Origin of the sequence: Tardiphaga sp. (assembly GCF_044336785.1) — a bacterium.
Taxonomy (GTDB): Bacteria; Pseudomonadota; Alphaproteobacteria; order Rhizobiales; family Xanthobacteraceae; genus Tardiphaga.
In genome coordinates this window covers 1-26877 of record NZ_JBIIOT010000069.1, presented here as the reverse complement: position 1 = coordinate 26877, position 26877 = coordinate 1, and the positions used below count along the sequence as shown (strand labels likewise).

Below are 26877 nucleotides of genomic sequence, written 5' to 3'. Positions count from 1 at the left end.
GTCGCGCTGCGCGCGCCGACCTCTCCCCGGAGGGGAGAGGTAAGAAAGAGGCTGACAAGCCTACCTTTTGCCAAGAACCCGCAGCGCCAAGCCGCTTCCCCCGCAGCGCAATATTGGCTAACCAAAGCCGGCCTTCACCTGAAGGTCGGCTTTTTGCCGTGCGCGTTCCGGCGCGCAGATCGCCACCCGTGCCAGCCTGCGGCGTTTGTTGCCGTGGCTGCCGCGCCATCCATCCAAGAAAGTAACAAGAAATGTCCAAGCTTCATCTGGCGATTGCGGCCGTTGCCGCTGCGCTGGCCGTTGCTTCCCCGGCGGAAGCCCAAAGCCCTGAAATCACCATCGGTCTCAGCCTCTCGACAACCGGCCCGGCCGCAGCCCTTGGCGTGCCCTCGCGCAACGCGCTCGATTTCGTGCCGAAGGAAATCGGCGGCGTACCGCTGAAGCTGATCGTGCTCGACGATGGCGGCGACCCGACTGCCGCGACCACCAATGCCCGCCGCTTCGTCACCGAATCCAAGGCCGACCTGATCGTCGGATCGTCCATCGTGCCGACGTCGATCGCTATCTCGGCGGTGGCGAATGAAGTCGGCGTGCCGCATTTCAGCCTGTCGCCGATGCCGTTTACGCCGGCGCGCGAAAAGTGGTCGGTGGACATGCCACAGCCGGTCGAGATCGTCGGCAAGGTCATGTATGACCACATGAAGGCCAATGGCGTGAAGACCGTGGGCTATATCGGCTATTCCGACAGCTATGGCGACCTGTGGTTCAACGACTTCAAGACCCAGACCGGTGGGCTGGGCATGAAGATGGTCGCCGACGAGCGCTTCGCCCGTCCCGACACCTCGATCACCGGGCAGGCGCTGAAACTGATCGCCGCCAATCCCGATGCGATCCTGATCGGCGCTGCCGGCACCGGCGCCGGCATGCCGCAGAGCGAACTGCGCGACCGCGGCTATAAGGGCCTGATCTATCAGACCCATGGTGCGGCCAGCAGCGACTTCATCCGCATTGCCGGCAAGTCGGCGGAGGGCGTGCTGATGGCAGCGGGTCCGGTGATGTATCCGGAAGGCCAGCCGGATTCGGCACTGACCAAGAAGCCGGGCCTCGAACTGAACACGGCCTATGAAGCCAAATACGGCGCCAACAGCCGCAGCCAGTTCGCTGGGCACTCGTACGACGTGTTCGAAGTGCTGAAGCGCATCGTGCCGGTGGCACTCAAGACCGCGAAGCCCGGCACCCCGGAATTCCGCGAGGCCATTCGCCAGGCGCTGCTCACCGAACGTGAGATCCCGGCGAGCCAGGGCGTCTACAACTACACCGACAAGGATCGCAATGGCGTCGATGACCGCTCGCGCATCCTGCTGACGGTGAAGGACGGGAAATACGTTCCGGCGAAGTGAGCTGGAACTCGCAAAAGAAGGTCGGCGGTTGCGAGATCGCCGGCCTTTTCATTGAGGCACCTGCTTCTCAGTCGTCATTGCGAGCGCAGCGAAGCAATCCAGTTCTTGGCCCAGGTCTGGATTGCTTCGTCGCTGCGCTCCTCGCAATGACGGCGGAAGATCAGATCGCGCTTTCGCCTTCGTGCTGGAAGCCGAGATAGCTTGCCACCACGCGCTGGTTGCTGGCGATGTCGCTGGCTTTGCCGTCGAGGACGAACTCGCCGAGCTCCATGACATAGGCGCGGTCGGCGATTTTCAATGCAGCCTGCGCGTTCTGCTCCACCAGCAGCACGGCGACGCCTGCTGCTTTCAACTCGCCAACAATGCGGAAGATGTCGGCGACGATGATCGGCGCAAGACCGAGGCTCGGTTCATCGAGCATCAGCAGCTTCGGCGCGCCCATCAGTGCGCGGCCCATGGCCAGCATCTGCTGCTCACCGCCGGAGAGCGTGCCGGCGAGCTGCTTGCGGCGTTCCTTCAGGCGTGGAAACAGCGTGTAGACGCGCTCGAAGGAGCGCGCAGCCGTCGCCTTGTCGATGCGAAAGGCGCCGAGCAGGAGATTGTCTTCCACATTCATCGTAGCGAACAGTTCGCGATGCTCGGGCACCAGGCTGAGGCCGGCGGCGACGCGGTCCTCGATGTCGAGCTTGCTGATCTCCTTGCCAGCGAAGCGCACGCTGCCTTTCAGCGGGAAGATGCCCATGGTGGCGTTGAGCAGGGTCGTCTTGCCGGCGCCATTGGCGCCGATGATGGTGACGATCTCGCCGTCGCGGACGTCGAGATTGACGGCGCGCACGGCCTCGACCTTGCCGTAAGCAACATGCGCGTCGGTGACTTGCAGCAGCGCACTCATGCCGCGGCTCCCAGATAGGCTTTGATCACGTCGGGATTGGTCTTGATCTGGGTCGGTGTGCCCTCGGCGATCTTGGTGCCGAAATCGAGCACCACGATGCGATCAGCAAGATTCATCACAAATCCCATGTCGTGCTCCACCAGCAGCACCGACATGCCGCCTTCGCGGAGCTGGCGCAGGAGCGCAGCGAGCTGCTGCTTCTCCATGTGGCGGAGACCCGCAGCGGGCTCGTCGAGCAGCAGCAGCATCGGATCGACGCAGAGTGCGCGTGCGATCTCGACGATGCGCTGCTGGCCGAGCGAGAGCGAGCCTGCGAGCTGGTTCATCTGATCGCCGAGGCCGACGCGCTCGATCTGCTTGGCGGCTTCCGCCAACAGCTTGGCTTCATCGGCACGATCGAGCCGCAGCATGCTTGCGATGGCACCTGCGCTGCCGCGCAGATGCGCGCCGAGGGCGACGTTTTCCAGCACGGTCATGTCGGGCACCAGCTTCACATGCTGGAAGGTGCGGGCGACGCCGAGTTTGACGACCTCCTGCGGCGGTGCCCCGGAGACGCTCTCGCCGCGCACGGTGACCTTGCCGGCGGTGGCCGGCAGCACGCCGGTGATGAGGTTGAAGGTCGTGCTCTTGCCGGCGCCGTTGGGGCCGATCAACGCGACGATCTCGCGGGCTTTCACATCGAAGGAGACATCATTGACGGCGACCACGCCGCCGAACTGTTTGCGTGCTTTTTCGACCTGCAGCAGTACGCCGTCTGCGGGTGCCCTTTCGGCACGGCCCGGCAGCGCATCGGCAGGGGCCGGGCGCTTGCGGCTGTCCTTTGCAGGCAGCAGTGACGTGACCCACGGCCACATGCCGGTGGGGGCGAGCTGCAGCAGCGCCACGAGCAAGATGCCGAACACGATGGTCTCGAGCTGGCCGCTGCCGCCGAACAGCATCGGCAGATAGCTCTGCAGCACTTCCTTGAGAATGATCACCACCGCCGCGCCGAGCACGCCGCCCCACACATAGCCGGCGCCGCCGACCACGGCGATGAACAGATACTCGATGCCGAGATGCGGGCCGAACGGCGTCGGGTTCGCCGCACGCTGGAAATGCGCATAGAGCCAGCCGGACAGACCGGCGAGCACGGCGGCATAGATGAACACCAGCAGCTTGGCCCGCGCGGTCTGCACGCCAAACGCCTCTGCCGCCACATGGCCGCGGCGCAGCGCGCGGATGGCGCGGCCGGTGCGGCTATCGAGCAGATTCATCGACAGCAATGCGGCGATGATGACGGCGATCCAGATCGGGAAATAGATCGAGCCGGGATCCAGCATCTTCCAGCTGCCGATGGACAGCGGCGGAATCCCGGAGATGCCGTCATTGCGGCCGAGAAATTCCAGCTTGCCAAACAGATAGAACAGGCTGATGCCCCAGGCGATGGTGCCGAGCGGCAGATAGTGGCCGGACAGACGCATGGTGATGAGGCCGAGAAACACGGCGGCGAAGCCCGCGACCAGCAGCGACAGCGGAAGCGTCAGCCATGGCGACACTCCATAGGTCGTCGTCAGCACGGCTGTCGTATAGGCGCCGAAGCCGCAGAAGGCGGCCTGGCCGAAAGAGGTGAGACCTCCGACGCCGGTGAGCAGAACGAGGCCCATGGCCACGAGCGCGGCCAGGCCGATATTGTCGAGCAGCACGATCCAGAATGGCGGCACGCCGGGCACGAACGGGATCGCAGCCATGACGAGCGCGAAAGCGAAAATGGGAAGGAGACGCGATGACATGGCGCTCAATCCTTCTCTTCTTCGACTTCAGGGGCTGCGAGCGAGCGCAGCACCAGAACCGGCAGGATCAGCGTGAAGACGATGACCTCCTTGAAGTTGCTGGCATAGAAGGACGAGAACGCTTCAACGCAGCCGACCAGGATGGCGGCGGCGGCTGTCAGCGGATAGCTCACCAGTCCGCCGATGATGGCGGCGACGAAGCCTTTGAGGCCGATCAGGAAGCCGGTGTCGTAATAGAGCGTGGTGATCGGCACGATCAGGATGCCCGAGATGGCGCCGATAACCGAGGCCAGCAGGAAAGCGAGCTGGCCCGACAGCGTGGTGCGAATGCCGGACAGACGTGCGCCGAGGCGGTTCACGGCGGTGGCACGCAGCGCCTTGCCATAGAGCGTGTAGCCGAAGAACAGCCAGAGCCCGACGATCAGCGCGATGGTGATCGCATAGACGGCGATGCTCTGGCCGGTGAAGCGCAACGCGCCGATGGTGATGGCGTCGGTGGAGATCGCGGGTCCGCGCTGGCCTTCGGCGCCGAAGAAGACGAGGCCAAAGCCCTGCAGCGCCAGGTGGCAGCCGACCGAAGCGATCAGCAGCACCAATACGGACGTGTGGGCGATCGGCTGAAAGGCAATGCGATACAGATAGAGGCCGATGGCGGCAACGATCAGCAGCGACAGCGCGATATTGACGGCGATATTGGACGGCCTGCCGGCAAGCGCCCACAGCACGGCCCAGATCGCCAGCGGGAACACGATGTTCACGGCCAGCGAGCGCAGCACGCGCTTGGCCTGCAGCGCCCGGCGAAAGGTGAACAGGTCGAAGGCGAAGGCGACGACGCCCATGGCGACCGCGAGCTTGATGGTTCCTGGCATCTGCCCGGCGGAGAGGCTGGCATAGGTCAGCGCGCCAAAGGTGATGAATTCGCCCTGGGGGATCAGGATGATGCGCGTGACTGCAAAGACCAGCACCAGTGCCAGTCCGAGCAGCGCATAAATTGCGCCATTGGTGATGCCGTCCTGAAGCAGGAACAGCAAGATCGTCGTATTCAAGGCCGGACGCTCCCCCACATTGCCTGCCGCGGCGGATACCACAGGGGCAGGACAATCAACAATGGCGGTTGAACCCGCTCACATATTTGATATATTTCATAACGATTATTGATCATAACTCAAGCCCAGCCGCAATTCGACCGGGTGTGACATTCAACCACCGGCTATCGCGGAAGGCGAGTGATGCCCACGTCCAAAACATCCGCCCAGGATTCATCCAAATCGCCGGCGCCCGCTGGTTTGGATGAGGAAGGCGCTGCGCTGCAGATGGGTGAACTCAGCGAATTGCTGGGTTATGTCATCAAACGTGCGCAGCTGAAGGTGTTCGACGATTTTCATCGCTGCATGGCGCCGCTGCAACTGACCCCGGCGCAGTTTTCAGTGCTGCTCCTGCTGGACAAGAACCCGGGCCGCAACCAGACCGAGATCGCCAATACGCTCGGTATTCTGCGGCCGAATTTCGTGGCGATGCTGGACGGGCTCGAAAGCCGCGACCTGCTGACGCGGATGCGCTCGCCCAGCGATCGTCGCTCGCATGTGCTGATGCTGACGGACAAGGGACGTGCGACATTGGCCCGTGCAAAGAAGCTGGTGGCGACGCGGCATGAGGCGCGGCTGATCGAGCTGTTGGGGCCGGGAGAGCACAAGGCGCTGCTCGACATGATGGCGAAGATCGCGAACGAGTTTTGAAGCGCGGCTGCGCGTGATCTCTCTCCCTCAAGCGGCGCAGCCGCGCAGCGGGGAGGGTGGCGCGTAGTGCCGGGTGGGGTCTATCCCCACGGTAGGACGGAGTTCGGGGAGACACCCCACCCGTCTCGAAGCTCGCTGAACGCTCGCTTCGATCCACCCTCCCCGCTGCGCGGCTTTGCCGCTTGGGGGAGGGAACAGAGTCACCCCACCAAAATCACCCGAACATCATTCACATTCGTCAGCGTCGGGCCGGTCTGCAAAAGATCTCCCGTGGCCGCGAAGAACGTCGTTGCGTCGTTGTTCTTCAACGATGCGATCGGATCGAGTTTCTGTGCACGCATGGCCTCGAACGTCTTCGCATCGAGCAGCGCGCCAGCGGGATCGCTAGCGCTGCCGGCGCCGCCATCGGCGCCATCGGTATCACCGGCCAGCGCCACGATGCCTGTGGTGTCCTTGAAGGCATCCACCAGCGCCAGCGCATATTCCTGATTGGGGCCGCCGCGGCCGTTGCCAGTCACCGTGACCGTCAGTTCACCGCCGGAGACGATGGCGATCTTCTTGCCTTCGGCCTGGGCTTTCAGCGCCATGGCTGCATGCTCGGCCGCGACCTCGCGGGCTTCGCCTTCGAGATCGGCGCCGAGATCGATGACCTCATAGCCGGCATCGCGTGCCACCTGAGCGGCGGCATCCAGCGACTCCTTCGGCCTGGCGATCAGCTTGAACGTAGCGCGCGCGAAAGCCGGATCGTTCGGCTTTGCGCTTTCATTCGCCGGATCGTTCAATGCGGCGCTGACGGCATCGTCCACGGCAAGCTTGTATTTGGCGACGATGGCGCGGGCGTCCGCAAGCGTCGTCGTGTCCGGCACGGTGGGCCCTGACGCGATCACGGCGGGATCGTCATGCGGCACATCGGAAATCGCCAGCGAGAGGATCTCGGCCTTCTGTCCGGCGCGGGCAAGGCGGCCGCCCTTGATGCGGGACAGATGCTTTCGCACGGTGTTGATCTCGCCGATGACGGCGCCCGAGCGCAGCAGCGCGCGGTTGAGTTGCTGCTTCTGCTGAAACGTGATGCCGGCGACCGGCGCGGTCCAGTTGGCCGAGCCGCCGCCGGTGATCAGCACCAGCAGCAGGTCGTCGACGGTGGCTGTGGCTGCAAGTGCCAGCGTGTCGTCGGCACCTTTCATGCCGGCTTCGTCGGGCACGGGATGGCCGGCCTCGACCACGCGGATGCGGCGGGTCGGCACGCCGTGGCCGTGACGGGTGGTGGCGATGCCGGTCAGACGCTCGGGATCGAGCTTGAGATCGTCGAGATAATGTTTCTCGGCAGCTGCAGCCATGGCGGCGGCGCCTTTGCCGGCGGCCAGGCAGATGATGCGGCCTTTCGGTGGCGCCGGCAGATGGGCGCTGAGAATGACGTCAGGATGCGCTGCAGCGACAGCGGCATCGAACATGGCGCGGAGCAGGGGGCGTTTGTCGGTCATGAGGGGGTTATGCCGGGCAATGACGGAGGCGGCAAGATGGGCTTTTCCTTCCCTCTCCCCCTAGCACGGCGAAGCTGTGCGGGGTGGGAGAGGGTGGATCGAACGCGAAGCGTTCGAGACGCGGGAGCGGTAGTCACAGGCTCCGAGCCTAGCCGTACCCCTCATCCGTCTTCGCTTCGCGAAGCCACCTTCTCCCACAAGGGGAGAAGGAAAACATGGAGCTTCGGCCGCCTTAGTTCGTGCCCACTTCGCCCTTCATCACCTCGCCAAAAAGCTTCCAGCTCTCGCCTTCGAACTTCATCAGCTGCATCTGGTCGATCGGTGCGAAATCGGTAGGCGACGTGTTGATCTTCACGCCCGGCAGCAGGGTCGGCTGCTGGATGTCCTTCAGGTTCGCCGCCTGCTTCATCACATTGGCGCGGGTGAGGTCGTCGCCACACTGCTGGAGCAGGATCGCCATGGTCACGGCGATGTTGTAGCCGGACATCAGCGAGGAATCCGCGGGATTGCCGTCCGGCACATATTTCGCGAGGAATTCCTTGTAGGCGATCATGCCGGGATCGTCCTTCCACTGCGGGTCAGTGGCGTCCTTGGCGTAATGCGCGGAGATCAGGCCCTGCGCATTCTCGAAGCCTGCTGGCCGCAGCACCTGGCCGACCGAAACGCTGACGCCTGGAACGATCATGGTCGGCTTCCAGCCGAGCTCGGCGATCTTCTTGATGGTCTGTGCGGCAAATTTCGGCGTCGCGAAGATGACGACAACATCCGGATTGGCAGCCTTGATCTTCACGATATGGGAATCGACGGTCGGCTCGGTCAACTCATAACTGTCCTCGATGACGGTCGACGAAGATTTATCGGCGAAACCGTCGCGGAGACCCTTGAGATAGTCCTTGCCGAAGTCGTCATTCTGATAGAGCACGCCGACCTTGGCGCCGGCCTTCTCCTTCATCAGATATTGCGCGTAGATGCGGCCTTCGCTCTGGTAGCTTGGCAGATAGCCCATGGTCCAAGGAAAGTTCTTGGGATCATTCCACTTGGTGGCGCCAGTGGCCAGGAACAGCTGCGGCACCTTCTTGGCGTTCATGTATTTGTGGATCGCGGTGTTGGACGGCGTGCCGAGTGCGGAGAACATCAGCAGCACTTCATCGCTCTCGACCAGCTTGCGGGTCTGCTCCACGGCCTTCGGCGGCGAATAGGCGTCGTCATAGGAGATGAAGTTGATCTTGCGGCCATTGATGCCGCCCTTGTCGTTGATCATCTTGAAATAGCCGGCCTGTGCCTTGCCGACGGCGCCATAGGCCGAAGCCGGTCCACTATAGGGCACGATATTGCCGAGCTTGATTTCGGTGTCGCTGGCGCCGGTGTCATATTTCTTCTGGGCGAAGACGGCGGTGGAGGAGACAGCGAGCAACATGGCGGCGGCCGAGAGGGCAGCCAGCCGCACGGAGGTGGCGGACATTCGAGTTCCTTCCCTTGCTTGCAAGGCGTGATTTTCTTGTTCGGCAAATGCGCTCTCGCACTTGCGAGGTGGTCTTACCGCGAATGCTTAGTGGCTCAAATGGAAAGCGTTCAGAAATGAGAAGAGGCCTGCGAATCTTTGGTCGCAGGCCTCGTTTATTTCGTTGTGAGGAATGATCAGCCGGCCACGTCGGCGCTGATGATGTCGCCGAACAACTCCCACATCTCGCCCTTGAAGCGCATCAGTTGCAACTGGCTGATCGGCGCGAAGTCCGAGGCCGAGGTATTGATCTTGATGCCGGGCAACAGGATCTCGGTGCGATAGTCCCTCAGGCTGGCAGCCTGCTTCATGACGTTCTCGCGGGTGAGATCATCGCCGCACTGTTTCAGCACCTGGACCAGTGTCTGTGCCGCGCCGTAGCCGACGATGACATTGCCGTCGAGCTTGTTGCCCTCGGGAAAATCCTTCGCCAGGAAAGCGAGGAAGGTCTTCATCCCTGCATCGTCCTTCCACTGCGGATCGGACACGTCCTTGGCATAGGCGGCGGAGATGATGCCCTGGCCGTTCTCGAAGCCGGCCGGCTTCATCACGCTGCCGACGGACGCCGAGACGTTGTTGAGGAAGTGCTCGGGCTTCCAGCCGATCTCGGCGATCTTCTTGATCGCCTGCGCTGCGAATTTCGGCGTGGTGATGTTGATGAAGACATCGGCGCCCGAGGACTTCAGCTTGACGATGTGGCTGTCGATGGTCGGCTGCGAGGTCTCATAGGCCTCTTCCGCGATGATCATAGTCGCGGCCTTGGCGCCGAGCCCGTCCTTCAAGCCCTTCAGATAGTCTTTGCCGTAATCGTCATTCTGGAACAGCACGCCGATCTTGGCATTCGGTCGTTCCTTCAACAGATACTTGGCATAGATCTGGGTTTCGGACTGGTAGCTGGGTTGCCAGCCCATGGTCCAGGGAAAATCCTTCGGATCGTTCCACTTGGTGGCCCCGGTGGCGACGAAGAGTTGCGGCACCTTCTTGGCGTTCATGTATTTGTGGATCGCCGAATTGGGTGGTGTGCCGAGCGGATTGAAGATGAGCAGTACTTCGTCGCTCTCGACCAGCTTGCGCGCCTGCTCGACGGTCTTCGGCGGGGAATAGCCGTCGTCATAGCTGATGAAATTGATCTTGCGTCCGTTGATGCCGCCTTCGGCATTGATCTTCTTGAAATAGGCCTCCTCGGTCTTGCCGATCACGCCGTAAGCGGAAGCAGGTCCGCTATAGGGCATGATGTTGCCGATCTTGATTTCGGTATCGGTGACGCCGGGGCCATATTTCTTCTGGGCAAGCGCGCCGGATGTGGTGACGGCAAGGATGGCGACGGCAGCCGGAAGCGCGGCCAAACGCAGATGCATTGCGGGCATTTCTGTCTCCCTGATGATGGCGTGTGTGTCATGTTTCTTGAAGCGGGAGCTCTGCGGCTCCTCGCGACATTCAACACCCGCGCGCGATCACCGGCAAGAAAAAGCCCCCGCGACATGATCGCGAGGGCGGTATCGTTGTGTCTCTTCGCTGTTGCAGCAGGACTATTGCGTGGGTGCTACGTCGCCACTGAAGATTTCGCCAAAGCGCTCCCACGCATTGCCCTTGAAACGCTGCATCTGCAATTGCGAGATCGGGGCGAAGTCGGTGGGGGAGGTGTTGATCTTCACGCCGGGCAGCAGCGTGTCCGGGACAAAATCCTTCAGGCTGGCGGCCTGCTTCATCACATTGGCGCGGGTGAGGTCGTCACCGCACATTTCGAGCACCTTTACCAATGTCTGCGCGGCGCCGTAGCCGTAGATCGTGCTCGAGTCCGCCTTGTTGGCTTCCGGCATGTATTTGTCGAGGAAGGTGTTCCACTTCTTGATGCCGGCATCGTCCTTCCATTGCGGATCGGTGCCGTCCTTGCTGTAGGACGCCGACAGCACGCCCTGTGCATTGTCGAAGCCGGCGGGCTGCATCACCGCGCCGACCGAGATGCTGACATTGGCGAGGATCTGCAGCGGCTTCCAGCCGAGTTCAGCAGTTTTCTTGATGGTCTGCGCCGCGAATTTCGGCGTGGTGAAGATCATCAGCACGTCAGGATTGGCAGCCTTCAGCTTCACCACATGGGTGTCGATGGTCGGCTCGGAAATCTCGTAGCTGTCCTCGATGGTGATCATCGATGCAGCCTTGGCACCGAGGCCGTCCTTGAAGCCTTTCAGATAATCTTTTCCGAAATCGTCGTTCTGATAGAGAACGCCGATCCTGGCGTTTGGCTTCTCCTTCAGCAGATACTTTGCATAGATGATCGCTTCGCTCTGATAAGAAGGCTGCCAGCCGATGGTCCACGGGAAATTCTTCGGATCATTCCACTTGGTGGCGCCGGTGGCGACAAACAGCTGCGGCACTTTCTTGCCGTTCAGATATTTCTGGATCGCGGTGTTGGAGGGCGTGCCGAGCGGATTGAAGACGACGAGCACCTCGTCTGATTCGACCAGCTTGCGGACCTGCTCCACGGCCTTGGGCGGCGAGTAACCGTCGTCATAGCTGATGAAGTTGATCTTGCGGCCGTTGATGCCACCTTGCGCATTGATCATGTTGAAATAGGCGGCTTCGGTCTTGCCGATCAGTCCATAGGCGGAAGCTGGGCCGCTATAGGGGATGATGTTGCCGACCTTGATCTCCGTATCGGTGGCGCCGGTGTCGTATTTCTTCTGCGCGAATGCGCCGGTGGTTGCGGCCAGCAAGGCCAGCGCAGCGGGAATCGCTGCCAGACGCATTGATCGTGCGAGCATTCAAAGTCTCCCGAGGTCGTTCGTCCCAATCGTTTTGCGGAGCTCTGCGGCTCCTGCGGCATATTGAACGCCTGTCGCCGTCACGTCACAAGGAAAAGCCCCTGCGACAAAATCGCAGGGGCTCGGAATTGCTATAAAATGCGTGCAGTGCGGCGAGTGCGTTGCACTTACTCGGGCGCAGCCACATCGGCATTGATGACGTCGCCGAACAACTCCCACTTGTCGCCTTTGAAGCGCATCATGCGGAGCTGCGCGATCGGCGCATAGTCGGTGGCCGAGGTCGTGATGGTGATACCCGGCAGCAGCGTATCCGGCGCAAAGTCCTTCAAGCTTGCGGCCTGCTTCATCACATTCTCACGGGTGAGATTGTCACCCGCCATCTCCAGCACCTTCACCATGGTCTGTGCAGCGCCATAGCCATAGACGAGGCTGTTGTCGGTGCGATCAGCGCCCGGCATGTATTTGTCGATGAAGGCCGACCACTTCTTCATGCCGGGGTCGTTGTTCCACTGCGAGTCCGCGCCGTCCTTGCGATAGTCGGCCGAGAGCACGCCCTGCGCATTGTCGAAGCCGGCGGGCTGCATGACGGCGCCGACGGAGACGCTGACATTGGTGACGAGCTGGAGTGGCTTCCAGCCGAGTTCGCCGATCTTCTTGATGCCCTGCGCGGCAAATTTCGGCGTGACAAAATGCACAACGACGTCGGGATTGAGCGACTTCACCTTGACGATGTGAGAGTCGATGGTCGGCTCGGAGATCTCATAGCTCTCCTCGGTCACGAGCATCGTGGCGGCCTTGGCGCCGAGCGCTTCCTTGAAGGCCTTCTGGTAGTCCTTGCCGAAATCGTCGTTCTGATAGATCACCGCGACCTTGGCGTTCGGCTTCTCCTTCATCAGGTATTTGGCGTAGATCTGCGCCTCGACGGCGTAGCTCGGCTGCCAACCCATGGTCCACGGAAAATGCTTCGGGTCGTTCCACTTGCTGGCGCCGGTGGCGACGAAGAGCTGCGGCACCTTCTTCGCGTTCATGTATTTCTGGAACGCGGTGTTCGACGGCGTGCCCAGCGAATTGAAGATCAACAGGGCTTCATCGGACTCCACTAGCTTGCGCGCCTGCTCCACGGCTTTTGGTGGCGAGTAGGCGTCGTCATAGGTGATGAAATTGATCTTGCGGCCGTTCACGCCGCCATTGTCGTTGACCATCTTGAAATAGGCGGTCTCGGTCTTGCCGATCAGTCCATAGGACGAGGCAGGGCCACTATACGGCATGATGTTGCCGATCTTGATCTCGGTATCGCTGGCACCGGTATCGTATTTCTTCTGGGCGAGTGCGCCGCCTGTGGCGGCGACGCTGAGGGTTGCGGCGACGGACAAGAGCAAAAGACTGCCTGTGGCGCGCGAAAGGATCGACGGCATTTCCAACTCCCGAATTCTGTTTTTCTTTGAGGGCCTTTGTGGCTCCGGTTGAATTCAACACCGTTCGCACGCATGCGGCAACAGAAAGCCCCTCGTGCTGGCGTCACGAGGGGCTGATTTATTGAGCATTCTGTCGGGTGGGCAAAGGCGCGTTTGCGCCGTGCCCGCCATCCGCGGTCAGGTGATGCGGTGGGCAGGCCTCGCTTTGTCCACCCTAAGAGTTACGCTTTACCGCTTCATCTCTCCGGAAATGACCGGTCCAAACGGCTCCCATGTCTCGCCGGTAAAACGCATCATCTGCAGCTGCTCAATCGGGTAATGATCGCTGACCGATGTGTTGAGCTTCACGCCGGGCAGCACGATATCCGGTACGAAATCCTTCAGGTTCGCGGCCTGCTTCATGACATTGGCGCGGGTGAGATCGTCACCGGCCTGCTTCAGCACCTGCACCATCGCCTGGGCCACGCCATATCCATAGACGGTGGAGATGTCATTGCGGCTATAATCCGGGGCATATTTGGCGAGGAAGGTGGTAAAGCGCTTCATGCCCTCGTCATTGTCCCACTGCGCATCGGAGCCGTCCTTGGCGTAGTAGGCCGAAAGGATGCCTTGCGAGATGTCGAGGCCGGCCGGCTTCAGCACTGAGCCGACCGAGGCGCTGGCATAGCCCTGGATGTAGAGCGGCTTCCAGTCCAAGGCGGCGACCTTGCGGATTGCCTGCACCGCCGACTTCGGAGTGGTCACGCTGATGAACACATCGGCGCCGGAAGCCTTGAGATTGATGATGCGGCTGTCGATGGTCGGCTCGCTCACTTCATAGCCTTCGGCGGCGACGATCATGGAGGTTTTGTCGCCAAGGCCGTCCTTCAGGCCTTTGAGCACGTCCTTGCCGAAGTCGTCGTTCTGATAGAGCACCGCGATCTTTGCGTCGGGCCTCTCCTTCAGAATATAGGTCGCATAGATGCGGCCTTCGCTCTGATAGGGCGGCTGCCAGGCCATGGTCCACGGATAGGCCTTGTGATCGCCGAATGACGTACTCCCAGCGCCAACGAAGAGCTGAGGCACCTTCTTGCCGTTCAGGTATTTCAGGATCGCTGTGTTCGATGGCGTGCCCAGCGGGTTGAAGACCACGAGCACCTCGTCTGATTCCACCAGCTTGCGCGCCTGTTCGACCGCCTTGGACGGATTGTACGCGTCGTCGTAACTGATGAAATTGATCTTGCGGCCATTGATGCCGCCCTGATCGTTGATCATCTTGAAATAAGCAGCCTCGATGATGCCCGCCGTGCCATAGGCCGAGGCCGGACCGCTATAGGGCATGATATTGCCGATCTTGATCTCGGTATCGGATGCGCCGGGATCGTATGCCTTCTGCGCACAAGCGGTGCCCGCGATTGCGAAAGACAGAGCTGCCGTCAAAGCGAATGCAGCGGGCGAGCGAAAGCGGGTCGGCATATCCAGAACAATCCTCGGCGCGGCGAGGAGGCGCCGATGTCGGCACCAAAAGAAAACCCCTCGCAATGTGATCGCGAGGGGCACTGTGGATGTGGCAGAAAGATGGTGGCGGAACCCGCCTAGCCGTCGATCTTGCCGGCGATGATCGGGCCGAACAGCTCCCACTTCTCGCCCTTGAAGCGCTGCATCTGCAGCTGCTCGATGGGGTAGAAGTCGGTGGCCGAGGTCGAGATCGTCACGCCGGGCAGCAGGGTGTCGGGCGCAAAGTTCTTGAGATTCGCCGCTTCCTTCATGATGTTCGCGCGGGTCAGGTTGTCGCCCGCCTGCTTGAGCACCTGGACAATGGTCTGGGCCTGGCCGTAGCCATAGACGACCGAGCCGTCATTCTTGTCCATGCCGGGCGCGTATTTGGCGAGGAAGGCGTAGAATTTCTTCATGCCCTCGTCATTGTCCCAGCTCGCATCGGCGCCATCCTTGGCGTAGTTCGCCGACAGGATGCCCTGCGCATTGTCGTAGCCAGCCGGCTTCATCACGCTGCCGACCGATGCGCCGACATTGCTCTGGATGTAGGTCGGCTTCCAGCCGAGTTCGGCGGTCTTCTTGATCGCCTGTGCGGCGAACTTCGGCGTCGTGAAGCTGACAAAGGTATCGGCACCGGCCGACTTCAGCTTGATGACATGCGAGTCGATGGTCGGCTCGGACACTTCGTAGCTGGCTTCGGCGATGATCATTGAGGCGGCCTTGGAGCCGAGGCCGTCCTTGAGGCCCTTCAGCATGTCCTTGCCGAAGTCGTCGTTCTGATACATCACGCCGATCTTGGCGTCGGGCTTCTCCTTGAGCAGATAGGCCGCATAGATGCGCGACTCGCTCTGATAGGCGGGCTGCCAGCCCATGGTCCACGGGAAGTCCTTGTACTCACCGAACTTGGTGGCGCCGGTGGCCACGAACAGTTGCGGTACCTTCTTGGCGTTCATGTATTTCTGAATCGCCGAATTCGATGGGGTGCCGAGCGAACTCGCGATGAACAGCACTTCGTCGGACTCGACCAGCTTGCGTGCCTGCTCCACGGCCTTCGGCGGCGAGTAGCCGTCGTCATAGGTGATGTAGTTGATCTTGCGGCCATTGATGCCGCCCTGATCGTTGATCATCTTGAAATAGGCTTCTTCCATCTTGCCGATGACGCCATAGGCGGAAGCCGGCCCGCTATAGGGCATGATGTTGCCGATCTTGATCTCGGTGTCGGTGGCACCGGTGTCGTATTTCTTTTGAGCGAAAGCTGTGCTGCCTGCTGAGGCAACGAGGGCTGCGGCAATCGAGAACGTCATTGCGCGCGAGCTAAACGAAGGCATTTCTGGTCTCCTTGATTATTTCCATAAAACCGCGCGTGTTGTTGTTTTTATGAATGCTGCGGTGCGCGGATTGAACAGGTTTCGCCTGCTGATGGCAAGAAAAAGCCCCCGCAACTTTCGTCGCAGGGGCCTCTCTGTCAGATAGTTAATGTTGCTTTGATCGATCAGCTTCCGCGCAATTTGCTGAACATCGCCTGTGCACCGTAAGCGAGCTGGCGCGCGCCGTTCGGCAACAGGAAGATGATGAAGATCAGGATGACGCCGAACACGGCACCGGACAGACCCTTCGACACGTGTTCGGCGATGTTCGGGACGAACACGATGAACAGCGCGCCGGCAAGCGAGCCGGGGAGCCAGCCAACGCCGCCGACCACCATGCCAAGGAACAGCGCGATGGCGAGCTGGATGGTGTAGCCATCCGGCGCCACGAACTGCACGGCGATGGCGCCGAGACCACCGGCGATGCCGGTGATGCCCGCGGAGACGCCGAAAGCGAGGGTCTTGTAGAGCGCGACATCGACACCCATCGCGGAGGCCGCGATTTCGTTGTCACGGATCGACATCATCGCGCGGCCGGAGCGCGACTTCAGCAGATTGACCGACACGATGTAGATCACGATCGCAACGACGAGGGTGAAGAAATACAGCCACATGTCCTGCGAGACCTTCAGTCCCATGGAGGCGAAGATCTCCGGGGCATCCGGCTTGGTGACGACCAAGCCCTGCACGCCGCCGGTCCAGTGCTCGAACACGCCGAGCTTGAGAAGCTGCGGCATCGCCACGGCCAGCGCAAAGGTCGCCAGCGCGAGGTAGATGCCGGACAGCCGCAGCGCGGGCAGGCCGAACAGGAAGCCGGCGATGAAGCAGACAAGGCCGGCAAAGGGCAGCGTGAGCGCGTAGTTCATGCCGGCGTGTTCGATGAGGATCGCCGACGTATAGGCCCCGAGCGCATAGAACGCGCTCTGGCCGAGCGAGAACTGGCCGCTGGCACCTGTAAGGATGTTCAGCGCCAGCACCGCAATCGCGTAGATCAGAACCATCGTCATCTGGAAGATGATGAAGTTCTTGACGAAGAACGGCGTGATCGCGAGGAGGGCGAGCAACACCAGTGAGGCGCCGGGCCCGAGCGACATCGCCTTCTTGGGGACAGCGGCGACGACCGGAGCCGAGGAGACTTCTTGCACGGTGCTCATGATCACACTCGCTTCACGATGGTGCGGCCAAACAGGCCATGGGGTTTGACGACCAGCACGGTGATGATCAGCGCCAGCGCGATGGGCAGCTTGAGTTCGTTACCGACACCCGGAATGTAGGTGCCGACAAGATTCTCGAAGATGCCGACCAGGAAGCCGCCGATCACGGCGCCGAGCGGGCTCGACAGACCGCCGACGACTGCGGCCGCGAAGCCGTAGATCAGCACGCCACCCATCATGTTGGGCTCGAGGAACACGACCGGAGCGATCAGCATGCCGGCGATCGAACCGATCGCAGCTGCCATGCCCCAGCCGAGGGCGATCATCCACGAGGTGTTGATACCGACGAGGCGGGCCGATTCAGGCATCACTGCCGCAGCGCGCATCGCCAGACCCACGCGGGTGTAGCGGAAGAAGGCGAACAGCAGCAGCAACAGCACCAGCGTGACACCGATCATGCCGGCCTGATGGGTCGAGATCAGCTGGCTGCCCAGGAACGGGGCAGAGCCGAACGGCGACGGGAACTGCTTGATGGTGAAGTCCCAGGTCAGGCCCGCGACACTGTTCACGATGGCAAACAGCGCGATGAAGCCGGCGACATGGGTGAGCACCGGCGCCTTGGCGAGCGGCTTGAACAAAGCCCGCTCGATCACGACACCGCCGATGAAGGAGAAGATCAGCACCAGGATGAAGGCGACCCAGTAAGGCACGCCCCACTGCATCAATTGCCAGGCGATGAAGGTCGAGAACATCGCCATTTCGCCCTGGGCGAAGTTCAGGTGGTCGATCGCCTGGTAGATCATCACGACCGCGAGCGCCATACAGGCATAGATCGCGCCCGTGGCAATGCCAGCCAGGACTTGGTTGGTAAACAGCTCCATGGCTTCCCCCTCAATATCCCAGATAGGATTTACGGACGTCTTCGTTGTTCGCGATCTCGTCGGCGGTGCCGGACATCACGATGCGTCCTGTTTCGATCACATAGGCCTTGTCGGCGAGTTCGAGCGCGAGCTGTGCGTTCTGTTCGACGACCAGGATCGAGACCTTGTCCTCGCGGTTGATCTTGCCAAGGATCTTGAACAGATCCCGCACGATCAGCGGCGCGAGGCCGAAGGAGGGCTCGTCCAGCAGCATCAGGCGGGGACGCAGCATCAGCGCGCGGGCCACCGCGAGCATCTGCTGTTCACCGCCGGATAGCGTGCCGGCCTGCTGGGTGTGGCGTTGCTTGAGCACCGGGAAGTGGTCATACATGCGCTCGATGTCGCCATCGATCGCCTTTGTGTCCTTGCGGCTGATGGCGCCGAGCTGGAGATTCTCTTCCACCGTCATGGTGGTGAAGGTGCCGCGGCCTTGCGGCACGTGCGCAATGCCCAGCCGCACGATGCTCTCGGTCGACTTGTTGTCGAGCTTCTTGCCCTCGAACTCGATCGAGCCGGTGGAGCGCACCATGTTGCAGATCGCCCGCAGCGTGGTGGTCTTGCCTGCGCCATTGGCGCCGAGCAGGGTGGTGAGGCTGCCTTCCTTGAGGTCGAATTCGAGGCCGTGCAGTGCCTGGACCTGGCCGTAATACGCGCGCAGGTCCTTTACATGAAGCATGGTGCTCATGAATCCTTGTCCCCCAGATAGGCCTTGATGACAGCCGGGTCTTTCTGGACGGCAGCCGGGGTGCCTTCCGCGAGCTTCTTGCCGAAGTTCAGCGCGACCACGTGGTCGGCGATCGACATCACGAGGCCCATGTGATGCTCGACGAGCAGCACGGTGACGTCGCGTTCGTCGCGAATGCGACGGATCAGGTCGCCGAGGACATAGACTTCCTCGTGATTGAGACCGCCGGCGGGTTCGTCGAGCAGCAGGATCTTCGGCTCGGCCGCAAGTGCGCGAGCGAGTTCGACGCGCTTCTGTGTGCCGAACGGAAGGCCTGACACGATGGTGTCGGCGACGCCCTGCAGATCGAGGTAATCGAGGATGTCGTTGACGTCCTTGTTGATCGCAGCTTCGCCCTTGCGCACCCATGGCAGCTTCAGCGCATCGCTGACGATGTCGCTATTGGTGCGCGCATGCTTGCCGACGCGCACATTGTCGCGAACCGTGAGGTTCGGAAACAGCGCGACGTTCTGGAACGTGCGGCCGATACCGATTTCGGAGATCTTGTGGGCGGGCCGCGTCAGGATCGACTGGCCTTCCATCAGGATGTCGCCCTTGCTCGGCTGATAGAGCCGGCTGAGGCAGTTGAACAGCGTGGTCTTGCCGGCGCCGTTCGGTCCGATCAGGCCGAGGATGTGGCCCTTCTGCATATTGAACGAGACGCCGTTCAACGCGATGATGCCGCCGAACACGACGCTGACGTCGTTGACCTGCAGCAGTGGAGCGCCTGAGGTGACAGGCACGCGTTCTGCGAGCTGTGCCTGTGTCATGTACGGCATCCTTCGCGGTCGCGAAGGCTATCCGAGCCCTTCAACAATACGAGCAACTTTCCCTCCTGATTTATTTTTCTTTGGTTCTGTTTTTTTTTGTGTGCGGCGCTGCAAGTCCCCCGAGCGCCGCTTCGATATTCCTTACCATCGCGAGTAAGCGAGGTCCAATATCGTCGCGTAGTCGTTCTTCCGTGAAGCGAAATGCAGGCGCGCCGCAATTGAAGGCGTAAGGACCTGTGCCATCGTTCAAAGTGAGCGCGACGCCAGCGGCATGCACATCGTCCTGCCATTCACCGGCGGAAATCACGAATCCATATTTGGCGACCATCTCGCCGGCCTGTTCGAGGCCATCGCGCATCTTTCCCCAGCGGCTTCCGTAATGTTCGCGGAACTCGCGCAATAATTGGGCACGGTCTTCCGCAGGCAATGCCCAGAAATAAGCGCGCCCCATGGCTGTCGTTGCAATGGGGATACGTGAGCCGACATCGAGTTGAACACCGACGGTGAGGCTCGACTTGCTCTGCCCGAAATAAATCATGCTGAGACGATCGCGCGCGCCAACCGCACAAGCGCCGCCGGTCTGCCGCATCAGTTCGTCGCGAAACGGCTCGGAGAGCGAGCGCACGCCGAGGTTCGCAAGTGCGGCATACCCCAGGGCCATGGCTGCTGGCGCAAGCTGGTACTTCTCGAAGCGCGGGACGGGCGTAAGGTAGCCAAGCTTTGTCAAAGTATAGGTGAGACGTGAGATCGTCGGCTTTGGAAGATTGGTGCGCGCCGCTATTTCCTGGTTGCCGAGCATCCCGTCATTCGGGCGGAACGCGCGCAGCACATCGAGGCCACGTGCCAAGGCGACGACGAAATTGCGATCGGTCGCCGCTGGTTTTCCTGAACGCTTCACGCTTCCCCGATGATGTGTCTCACGTCATCTTGTTCGATGACGTCTATTTGTTTTCGCGAGAGTTTACGCCCAGATTGGTTTTTCTGTGGGGTGCCCTCGTTGACAACGGACGCTCTTCAAAATAACCCTGCCTGTCAAGATGTGGAATTAAATTTCGCACTGCGAAACAACAAAAATCAGTCCTGATTTCGACCCAAGGAGAATGCCGTGAGCGATGTCGTGAAGCTTGAACGTCATGATGAAGTGGCCGTCGTGATGGTCAATTCGCCGCCGGTGAATGCCCTCAGCGCGGCGGTTCGCCGCGGCATTTCCGAGAACGTGAAAGCTGCGAACGCAGACAGCGCTGTGAAGGCCATCGTGATTGCCTGCGAAGGCCGCACCTTCGTCGCCGGCGCCGACATCACCGAATTCGGCAAGCCGCCACAGTCGCCCGGCCTCAACGAAGTCATCGCCGAGATCGAGAATTCCTCTAAGCCTGTCATCGCTGCCATTCACGGTACCGCGCTCGGTGGTGGCCTCGAGCTTACGCTCGGCTGTCATTTCCGCGTCGCTGTGAAGGAAGCCAAGCTCGGCCTGCCCGAAGTGAAGCTCGGCCTGCTGCCGGGTGCCGGCGGCACCCAGCGCCTGCCGCGCGCGGTCGGTCCCGAACTCGCCGTGCAGATGATCGTCACCGGTAATCCGATCGGTGCTGCGGAGGCACTCAAGAATGGCTTGATCGAAGAGATCGTTGAGGGCCCGAAGGAAGGCGCCATCGCGTTCGCCAAGAAGGTCGTCGCCGACAAGCGCCCGCTGCGCGTGCTCAAGAACGACGATTCGAAGCTCGCCGCCGCCAAGGCCGATCGCTCGATCTTCACCAATGCAGCTGCCGCCGCCAACAAGAAGAACCGCGGCATGAACGCGCCGCTCGCTTGCGCCGAAGCCGTAAGCTGGACCCTCGATACGCCATTCGACGAAGCGCTGAAGAAGGAACGCGAGATGTTCCTGAAGCTGGTCGCCGACGACCAGTCCAAGGCGCAGCGTTATGCCTTCTTCGCCGAGCGTGAAGCGGCCAAGGTCGCAGGGGTGCCGGAAGGCGTCAAGCCGCGTCCGGTCGAGCGTGTCGCCATCATTGGCGCCGGCACCATGGGCGGCGGTATCGCCATGTCCTTCGCCAATGCCGGCATCCCGGTCACCTTGATCGAGACCGGCGAGGAGCAGCTCAAGCGCGGCCTCGGCATCATGCAGAAGAACTGGGAGAACACCGCGGCGCGCGGCGGTATCCCGGCGGATGCACCCGCCAAGCGCATGGCGCTGATCGATGGCAAGGTCGGCCTCGACAACGTCAAGGGCGCCGACCTCATCATCGAGGCGGTGTTCGAAACCATGGCCATCAAGAAGGACGTGTTCACCGCCATCGATGCGCACGCCAAGCCGGGCGCAGTGCTGGCCTCCAACACGTCTTATCTGAACATCAACGACATCGCCGCCGTCACCAAGCGTCCGCAGGACGTGCTGGGCATGCACTTCTTCTCGCCCGCCAATGTGATGAAGCTGTGCGAAATCGTGCGCGCCGAGAAGACGGCGCCTGATGCGCTGCTCACCGCCGTGGCGATTGCCCGCAAGATTGCGAAGGTTCCGGCTGTGGTCGGCGTCTGCGACGGCTTTGTCGGCAACCGCATGCTCGCAGCCCGCTCCAAGCAGTCGGAAAAGCTGCTGTTCGAAGGCGCGCTGCCGCAGCAGGTCGATGCCGTCGTTACCAAGTTCGGTCTGCCGATGGGCCCGTTCGCCATGGGCGATCTCGCCGGCCTCGATATCGGCTGGCGCTCGCGCCAGGACCGCGGCATCAAGTCGGAAATTGCCGACGCGCTGTGCGAAGCCGGCCGCTTCGGCCAGAAGACCGGCAAGGGCTACTACAAGTATGAAGCCGGCTCGCGCGCGCCGATCCCGGATCCGGAAGTGGAGAAACTGATCGACGAGACCTGCAAACGCCTCGGTCTCACCCGCCGCGCCATCGGCGACCAGGAGATCCTGGAGCGCATGGTCTATCCGATGATCAATGAGGGCGCCCGCATCCTCGAAGAGAAGATCGCCTCGCGTCCGAGCGACATCGACGTGATCTGGCTCTACGGCTATGGCTGGCCGATCTATCGCGGCGGCCCGATGTTCTACGCAGATCTCGTCGGCCTGAAGGAAATTGCGGACCGGCTGTCGTTCTATGCCAAGCAGACCAACGATCCGTCGCTCGAGCCCGCGACGCTGCTGAAGAAGCTCGCGGACGAAGGCAAGACGTTTGCTTCGCTGGGCAAGTAAGCACCGTCGTCAACGTGTCGTCCCCGCGAAAGCGGGGACCCATAACCTCCGAATAAGTTTCGATCCCGGTGCTCTCTCGGAGCACCATCTCGGCATCGGAGGCTATGGATCCCCGCGTTCGCGGGGATGACATAAGAGCGTGTGGATACGTTTGAGCGACAGGTAGCTTCATGTCCTACCCCGGCGAGAAATATTATCCCAAAGGCGTGCGCTGGGACGCACCGATCGCGCGCGGCACCTTGCCGGGGCTGCTCGCCGATGCGGCACGCAACTATGACACCCGTACCGCTATCGAATTCCGCGGCAAGCCGATCTCATTCACCGATCTGCAGGCGCGCGCCGATATCGCTGCCGCCAGCTTCATGCGCGCCGGCTTCGGCCGCGGCGCCACCATCGCGCTGTTTCTCGGCAATACGCCGGACCATCCCGTCAATTTCTTCGGCGCGCTGAAGGCCGGCGCCCGTCTGGTGCATCTGTCGCCGCTCGACGGCGAGATCGCGCTGTCTCACAAGCTGAGCGACTCTGGCGCGCGCGTATTGGTCACCAGCAATCTCGCGGCGCTGCTGCCCATGGCGCTCAGGTTCCTCGACAAGGGTTTGCTCGACAAGCTCATCGTCTGCGAAGACGACGACTGGGGCGCGATCGGGACACAGCAGCTTCCGCTGCCAGCCAGTCCGAAGATCGTCACCTTCCGTAACTTCACTGCGGACGCGACGGCGCCAGCAGAATGGCCAAATATCTCCCCCGATGACGTCGCGCTGCTGCAATATACCGGCGGCACCACCGGTCTGCCCAAAGGCGCGATGCTGAGTCACGGCAATCTCACCTCGGCTGTGGCGATCTACAATGTCTGGGGCGCGCCATCACGCGCCGAGCGCAACCGCGTCGAGCGTGTCATCTGTACGCTGCCGCTGTTCCACATCTACGCGCTGACGGTAATCCTGTTGGGTCGCATCAGCGTCGGCGATACCATCTCGCTGCATCAGCGCTTCGATGTCGCGTCTGTGCTCGACGATATCGAGAAGAAGAAAGCCACCGTATTCCCCGGCGTCCCCACCATGTGGATCGCCATCGCCGCCGATCCGTCGCTGGAGACACGCGATCTCTCCTCGCTGGCGGTGGCCAGTTCCGGCGGCGCACCGTTGCCGGTAGAAGTCGCGCGACTATTCGAGCGCAAGACCGGCCTCAAGCTGAAGAGCGGCTGGGGCATGACCGAAACCTGTTCGCCAGGCACGGCGCATTCGGCCGAGGGCCTCGACAAGCCGGGCTCCATCGGCCTCGCATTGCCCGGTATCGAACTCGATGTCGTGTCGCTGGAAGATCCCTCGCAGGTGTTGGGCGTCGGCGAGACCGGCGAGATTCGCATCAAGGGCCCGAACGTCACCAAGGGCTACTGGAACCGTCCCGGGGAGACTTCGGAGGCCTTTGTCGGTGATCGCTTCCTGACCGGTGACATCGGCTACATGGACGACGACGGCTATTACTATCTGGTCGATCGCAAGAAGGACATGATCATCTCCGGCGGCTTCAACGTCTATCCGCAGATGATCGAGCAGGCGATCTACACCCATCCGTCCGTGCAGGAAGTCATCGTCATCGGCGTGAAGGACGATTATCGCGGCGAGGCGGCCAAAGCCTTCATCTCGCTCCGTACCGGTGCAGCCCCTTTCTCCGCCGACGACCTGCGTACATTCCTTACCGGCAAGCTCGGCAAGCACGAATTGCCGGCGGCCGTCGAATTCATGACCGATTTGCCGCGCACCACAGTCGGAAAACTCTCGCGTCACGCCTTGCGTGACCTGATCGCCACGCCCACACTCAGCCAACAATAAAGACCTGGAGGATACTCATGACCGACGCCGTCATCGTTTCAACCGCCCGCACACCCATCGGCAAGGCCTATCGTGGTGCATTGAATGCCACCGAAGGTGCGACATTGCTCGGCCATGCCATCGAGCATGCCGTCAAGCGCGCCGGCATCGATCCGAAGGAAGTCGAGGACGTGGTGATGGGCGCCGCCTTGCAGCAGGGCTCCACGGGCGGCAACATTGCGCGCAAGGCGCTGCTGCGCGCCGGCCTGCCGGTAACGGTTGGCGGCACCACCATCGATCGCCAGTGCGCCTCGGGCCTGCAGGCGATTGCGCTTGCCGCACGCTCGGTGATTTTTGACGGCGTCGAGATCGCCGTCGGCGGCGGCGGCGAGTCGATCTCGCTGGTGCAGAACGATCACGCCAACAAGTTTCACACCGTCGATCCCGAATTGCTGAAGATCAAGGCCGACGTCTATATGCCGATGCTCGACACCGCGGAGACGGTGGCGAAGCGCTACGGCATCTCGCGCGAGAAGCAGGACGAATACGGCCTCGAAAGCCAGCGCCGCACCGCGGCGGCGCAGCAGGGCGGCAAGTTCAACGACGAATTGGCGCCGATCAGCACCAAGATGGCCGTGACCGACAAGGCGACCGGCGAAGTCACCATGAAGGACATCACGCTGTCGCAGGACGAAGGTCCGCGCCCGGAAACCACCGCTGAAGGTCTGGCCGGCCTCAAGGCCGTGCGCGGTGAGGGCTTCACCATCACCGCCGGCAATGCCTCGCAGCTCTCGGACGGCGCCAGTGCCACCGTGATCATGAGCGACAAGCTCGCCGCCTCGAAGGGCCTCAAGCCGCTCGGCATTTTCCGCGGTTTTGTCTCGGCCGGCTGCGAGCCGGATGAAATGGGCATCGGCCCCGTGTTTGCCGTGCCGCGCCTGCTCAAGCGCCATGGCCTCACGGTCGATGACATCGATCTCTGGGAGCTCAATGAAGCCTTCGCCGTGCAGGTGATCTATTGCCGCGACAAGCTCGGCATCGATCCGGCAAAACTCAACGTCAATGGCGGCGCCATCTCGGTCGGCCATCCCTATGGCATGTCGGGCGCGCGTCTCGCCGGTCACGCATTGATCGAAGGTCGCCGTCGCAAGGCAAAGTATGCCGTCGTCACCATGTGCGTCGGTGGCGGCATGGGCTCCGCCGGCCTGCTCGAAATCGTCAACTAGCTCGTCATTCCGGGGCGTGGGCGGCTCTTGCCGCACACGAACCCGGAATCTCATCATGTTCATCATCCCGGGATTCCGGGTTCGCACCAAGTGGTGCGCCCCGGAATGACGGCAATTCAAAAGGAGGATCCGATGGATCTGAGTTTCAATCCGGAAGAAGTCGCGTTTCGCGAGGAAGTGCGCAAGTTCTTCCATGAAAGTATCGACCCGGTCGTGCGCAAGAAGCTGCAGGAAGGTCACCACACGTCAAAGGAAGACCTGGTGAACTGGCAGCGCACGCTGAACAAGAAGGGCTGGGCCGTCCCGCATTGGCCGAAGGAATATGGCGGCACCGGCTGGAGCGCCGCCAAGCAGTACATCTTCCTGGAAGAGCTGCAGAAGACCCCGGCGCCGCCGCCGTTGCCGTTCGGCGTCAACATGGTTGGCCCGGTCATCTACACCTTCGGTAATGAGCAGCAGAAGAAGCACTTCCTGCCGCGCATCGCGAATATGGACGACTGGTGGTGCCAGGGCTTCTCCGAGCCCGGCTCGGGGTCGGACCTGGCCTCGCTGAAGACCACGGCGAAGAAGAAGGGCGACACCTGGATCGTCAACGGCCAGAAGACCTGGACCACGCTGGCCCAGCATGCCGACTGGATCTTCTGCCTCTGCCGCACCGATCCCGATGCGAAGAAGCAGTCGGGTATCTCCTTCATCCTCATCGACATGAAGTCGAAGGGCATCACGGTCCGTCCGATCCAGACCATCGATGGCGGCGTCGAAGTCAACGAAGTGTTCTTCGATGAAGTCGTGGTGCCGGCCGAGAATCTCGTCGGCGAGGAGAACAAGGGCTGGGATTACGCCAAATTCCTGCTCGGCAACGAGCGCGTCAACATCGCCCGCGTCGGCATGTCGAAGGAGCGCATCCGCCGCATCAAGGAGCTGGCCTCCAGCGTGATGTCCGGCGACAAGCCGTTGATCGAGGATCCGCAGTTCCGCCAGAAGCTTGCGGCTACCGAGATCGAGCTCAAGGCGCTCGAGCTCACCCAGATGCGCGTCGTCGCGGCTGAGGGCAAGCACGGCAAGGGCAAGCCGGATCCGGCCTCGTCGATCCTCAAGATCAAGGGCTCGGAAATCCAGCAGACGCTCACCGAGCTGCTGCTCGAAGTGACCGGCCCGTTCGCGCTGCCATTCGCGCCGGAAGGCGAAGGGCAGAACGAGGAGGGCGACTGGGCTTCGCCGATCGCGCCGACCTATTTCAACTACCGCAAGGTGTCGATCTACGGCGGCTCCAACGAGATCCAGCG

General features: G+C 61.7%; 20 protein-coding genes and 1 pseudogene. 6 read left to right on the top strand and 15 right to left on the bottom strand.

From position 1 onward, the window contains the following. Positions 1-251 precede the first annotated feature (251 nt). Positions 252-1400: an ABC transporter substrate-binding protein gene (locus tag ACIQ2A_RS18395; protein WP_398481878.1), complete on the top strand. Its 1149-nt coding sequence runs from the start codon at positions 252-254 to the stop codon at positions 1398-1400. A gap of 160 nt (positions 1401-1560) precedes the next feature. On the opposite strand, the gene ACIQ2A_RS18390 is transcribed toward ACIQ2A_RS18395, so the two are convergent. The 3 genes from ACIQ2A_RS18390 to ACIQ2A_RS18380 are packed head-to-tail and all read right to left on the bottom strand — an operon-like array spanning position 1561 to position 5107. After that, positions 1561-2292 carry an ABC transporter ATP-binding protein gene (locus ACIQ2A_RS18390; protein ID WP_398481876.1) on the bottom strand — a complete coding sequence of 244 codons (732 nt, stop codon included), beginning with the start codon at positions 2290-2292 and terminating at the stop codon, positions 1561-1563. Further along, complete coding sequence (locus tag ACIQ2A_RS18385) at positions 2289-4061, bottom strand: ATP-binding cassette domain-containing protein (RefSeq protein ID WP_398481874.1); 1773 nt, start codon at positions 4059-4061, stop codon at positions 2289-2291. The genes ACIQ2A_RS18390 and ACIQ2A_RS18385 overlap by 4 nt, the downstream gene beginning before the upstream one ends. A 5-nt stretch (positions 4062-4066) precedes the next feature. After that, positions 4067-5107: a branched-chain amino acid ABC transporter permease gene (locus ACIQ2A_RS18380; RefSeq protein WP_398481871.1), complete on the bottom strand. Its 1041-nt coding sequence runs from the start codon at positions 5105-5107 to the stop codon at positions 4067-4069. Positions 5108-5290: 183 nt separating this feature from the next. Here ACIQ2A_RS18380 and ACIQ2A_RS18375 point away from each other — a divergent pair, with 183 nt between their 5' ends. Beyond that, positions 5291-5797: a MarR family winged helix-turn-helix transcriptional regulator gene (locus ACIQ2A_RS18375; RefSeq protein ID WP_398481869.1), complete on the top strand. Its 507-nt coding sequence runs from the start codon at positions 5291-5293 to the stop codon at positions 5795-5797. Positions 5798-5997: 200 nt separating this feature from the next. Here ACIQ2A_RS18375 and ACIQ2A_RS18370 read toward each other — a convergent pair whose 3' ends face one another. The 12 genes and pseudogenes from ACIQ2A_RS18370 to ACIQ2A_RS18315 all read right to left on the bottom strand — a co-directional run bounded on the left by ACIQ2A_RS18370 (position 5998) and on the right by ACIQ2A_RS18315 (position 20265). Further along, positions 5998-7278, bottom strand: coding sequence for a glycerate kinase (locus tag ACIQ2A_RS18370; RefSeq protein WP_398481867.1), 1281 nt, complete (start codon positions 7276-7278; stop codon positions 5998-6000). Positions 7279-7510: 232 nt separating this feature from the next. After that, positions 7511-8740, bottom strand: a complete 1230-nt coding sequence (locus ACIQ2A_RS18365; protein WP_398481865.1) for an ABC transporter substrate-binding protein — start codon at positions 8738-8740, stop codon at positions 7511-7513. Between the two features lie 176 nt (positions 8741-8916). Then, the gene (locus ACIQ2A_RS18360) at positions 8917-10146 is read right to left on the bottom strand and encodes an ABC transporter substrate-binding protein (RefSeq protein ID WP_398481863.1); all 1230 of its coding nucleotides are present in this window, start codon (positions 10144-10146) and stop codon (positions 8917-8919) included. A gap of 162 nt (positions 10147-10308) precedes the next feature. After that, a complete protein-coding gene (locus ACIQ2A_RS18355) occupies positions 10309-11541 on the bottom strand; it encodes an ABC transporter substrate-binding protein (RefSeq protein ID WP_398481861.1) in 1233 nt (410 codons plus the stop codon). Between the two features lie 167 nt (positions 11542-11708). After that, complete coding sequence (locus tag ACIQ2A_RS18350) at positions 11709-12956, bottom strand: ABC transporter substrate-binding protein (RefSeq protein WP_398481859.1); 1248 nt, start codon at positions 12954-12956, stop codon at positions 11709-11711. 228 nt (positions 12957-13184) lie between these two features. Beyond that, positions 13185-14411 carry an ABC transporter substrate-binding protein gene (locus ACIQ2A_RS18345; protein ID WP_398481857.1) on the bottom strand — a complete coding sequence of 409 codons (1227 nt, stop codon included), beginning with the start codon at positions 14409-14411 and terminating at the stop codon, positions 13185-13187. A 119-nt stretch (positions 14412-14530) separates the two neighbouring features. Continuing rightward, a complete protein-coding gene (locus tag ACIQ2A_RS18340; protein WP_398481880.1) occupies positions 14531-15736 on the bottom strand; it encodes an ABC transporter substrate-binding protein in 1206 nt (401 codons plus the stop codon). A gap of 188 nt (positions 15737-15924) precedes the next feature. After that, positions 15925-16953 carry a branched-chain amino acid ABC transporter permease gene (locus tag ACIQ2A_RS18335; protein WP_398481855.1) on the bottom strand — a complete coding sequence of 343 codons (1029 nt, stop codon included), beginning with the start codon at positions 16951-16953 and terminating at the stop codon, positions 15925-15927. A 2-nt stretch (positions 16954-16955) separates the two neighbouring features. After that, a complete protein-coding gene (locus ACIQ2A_RS18330) occupies positions 16956-17834 on the bottom strand; it encodes a branched-chain amino acid ABC transporter permease (protein WP_398481853.1) in 879 nt (292 codons plus the stop codon). Between the two features lie 10 nt (positions 17835-17844). Beyond that, the gene (locus tag ACIQ2A_RS18325) at positions 17845-18558 is read right to left on the bottom strand and encodes an ABC transporter ATP-binding protein (RefSeq protein ID WP_398481850.1); all 714 of its coding nucleotides are present in this window, start codon (positions 18556-18558) and stop codon (positions 17845-17847) included. Beyond that, positions 18555-19367, bottom strand: a complete 813-nt coding sequence (locus ACIQ2A_RS18320) for an ABC transporter ATP-binding protein (RefSeq protein ID WP_398481848.1) — start codon at positions 19365-19367, stop codon at positions 18555-18557. The genes ACIQ2A_RS18325 and ACIQ2A_RS18320 overlap by 4 nt, the downstream gene beginning before the upstream one ends. Before the next feature lie 27 nt (positions 19368-19394). Next, positions 19395-20265, bottom strand: a pseudogene (locus ACIQ2A_RS18315) (IclR family transcriptional regulator). Positions 20266-20472: 207 nt separating this feature from the next. Here ACIQ2A_RS18315 and ACIQ2A_RS18310 point away from each other — a divergent pair. The 4 genes from ACIQ2A_RS18310 to pimC form a co-directional block, all read left to right on the top strand. Next, positions 20473-22554 carry a 3-hydroxyacyl-CoA dehydrogenase NAD-binding domain-containing protein gene (locus ACIQ2A_RS18310; RefSeq protein ID WP_398481845.1) on the top strand — a complete coding sequence of 694 codons (2082 nt, stop codon included), beginning with the start codon at positions 20473-20475 and terminating at the stop codon, positions 22552-22554. A 170-nt stretch (positions 22555-22724) separates the two neighbouring features. Then, positions 22725-24386, top strand: coding sequence for a dicarboxylate--CoA ligase PimA (pimA, locus tag ACIQ2A_RS18305; RefSeq protein WP_398481843.1), 1662 nt, complete (start codon positions 22725-22727; stop codon positions 24384-24386). Between the two features lie 17 nt (positions 24387-24403). Then, positions 24404-25591: an acetyl-CoA C-acyltransferase gene (locus ACIQ2A_RS18300; RefSeq protein ID WP_398481841.1), complete on the top strand. Its 1188-nt coding sequence runs from the start codon at positions 24404-24406 to the stop codon at positions 25589-25591. 132 nt (positions 25592-25723) lie between these two features. Next, positions 25724-26877 (top strand): pimeloyl-CoA dehydrogenase large subunit (gene pimC / locus ACIQ2A_RS18295; protein WP_398481839.1); only part of this gene is annotated, 1154 nt, incomplete at its 3' end.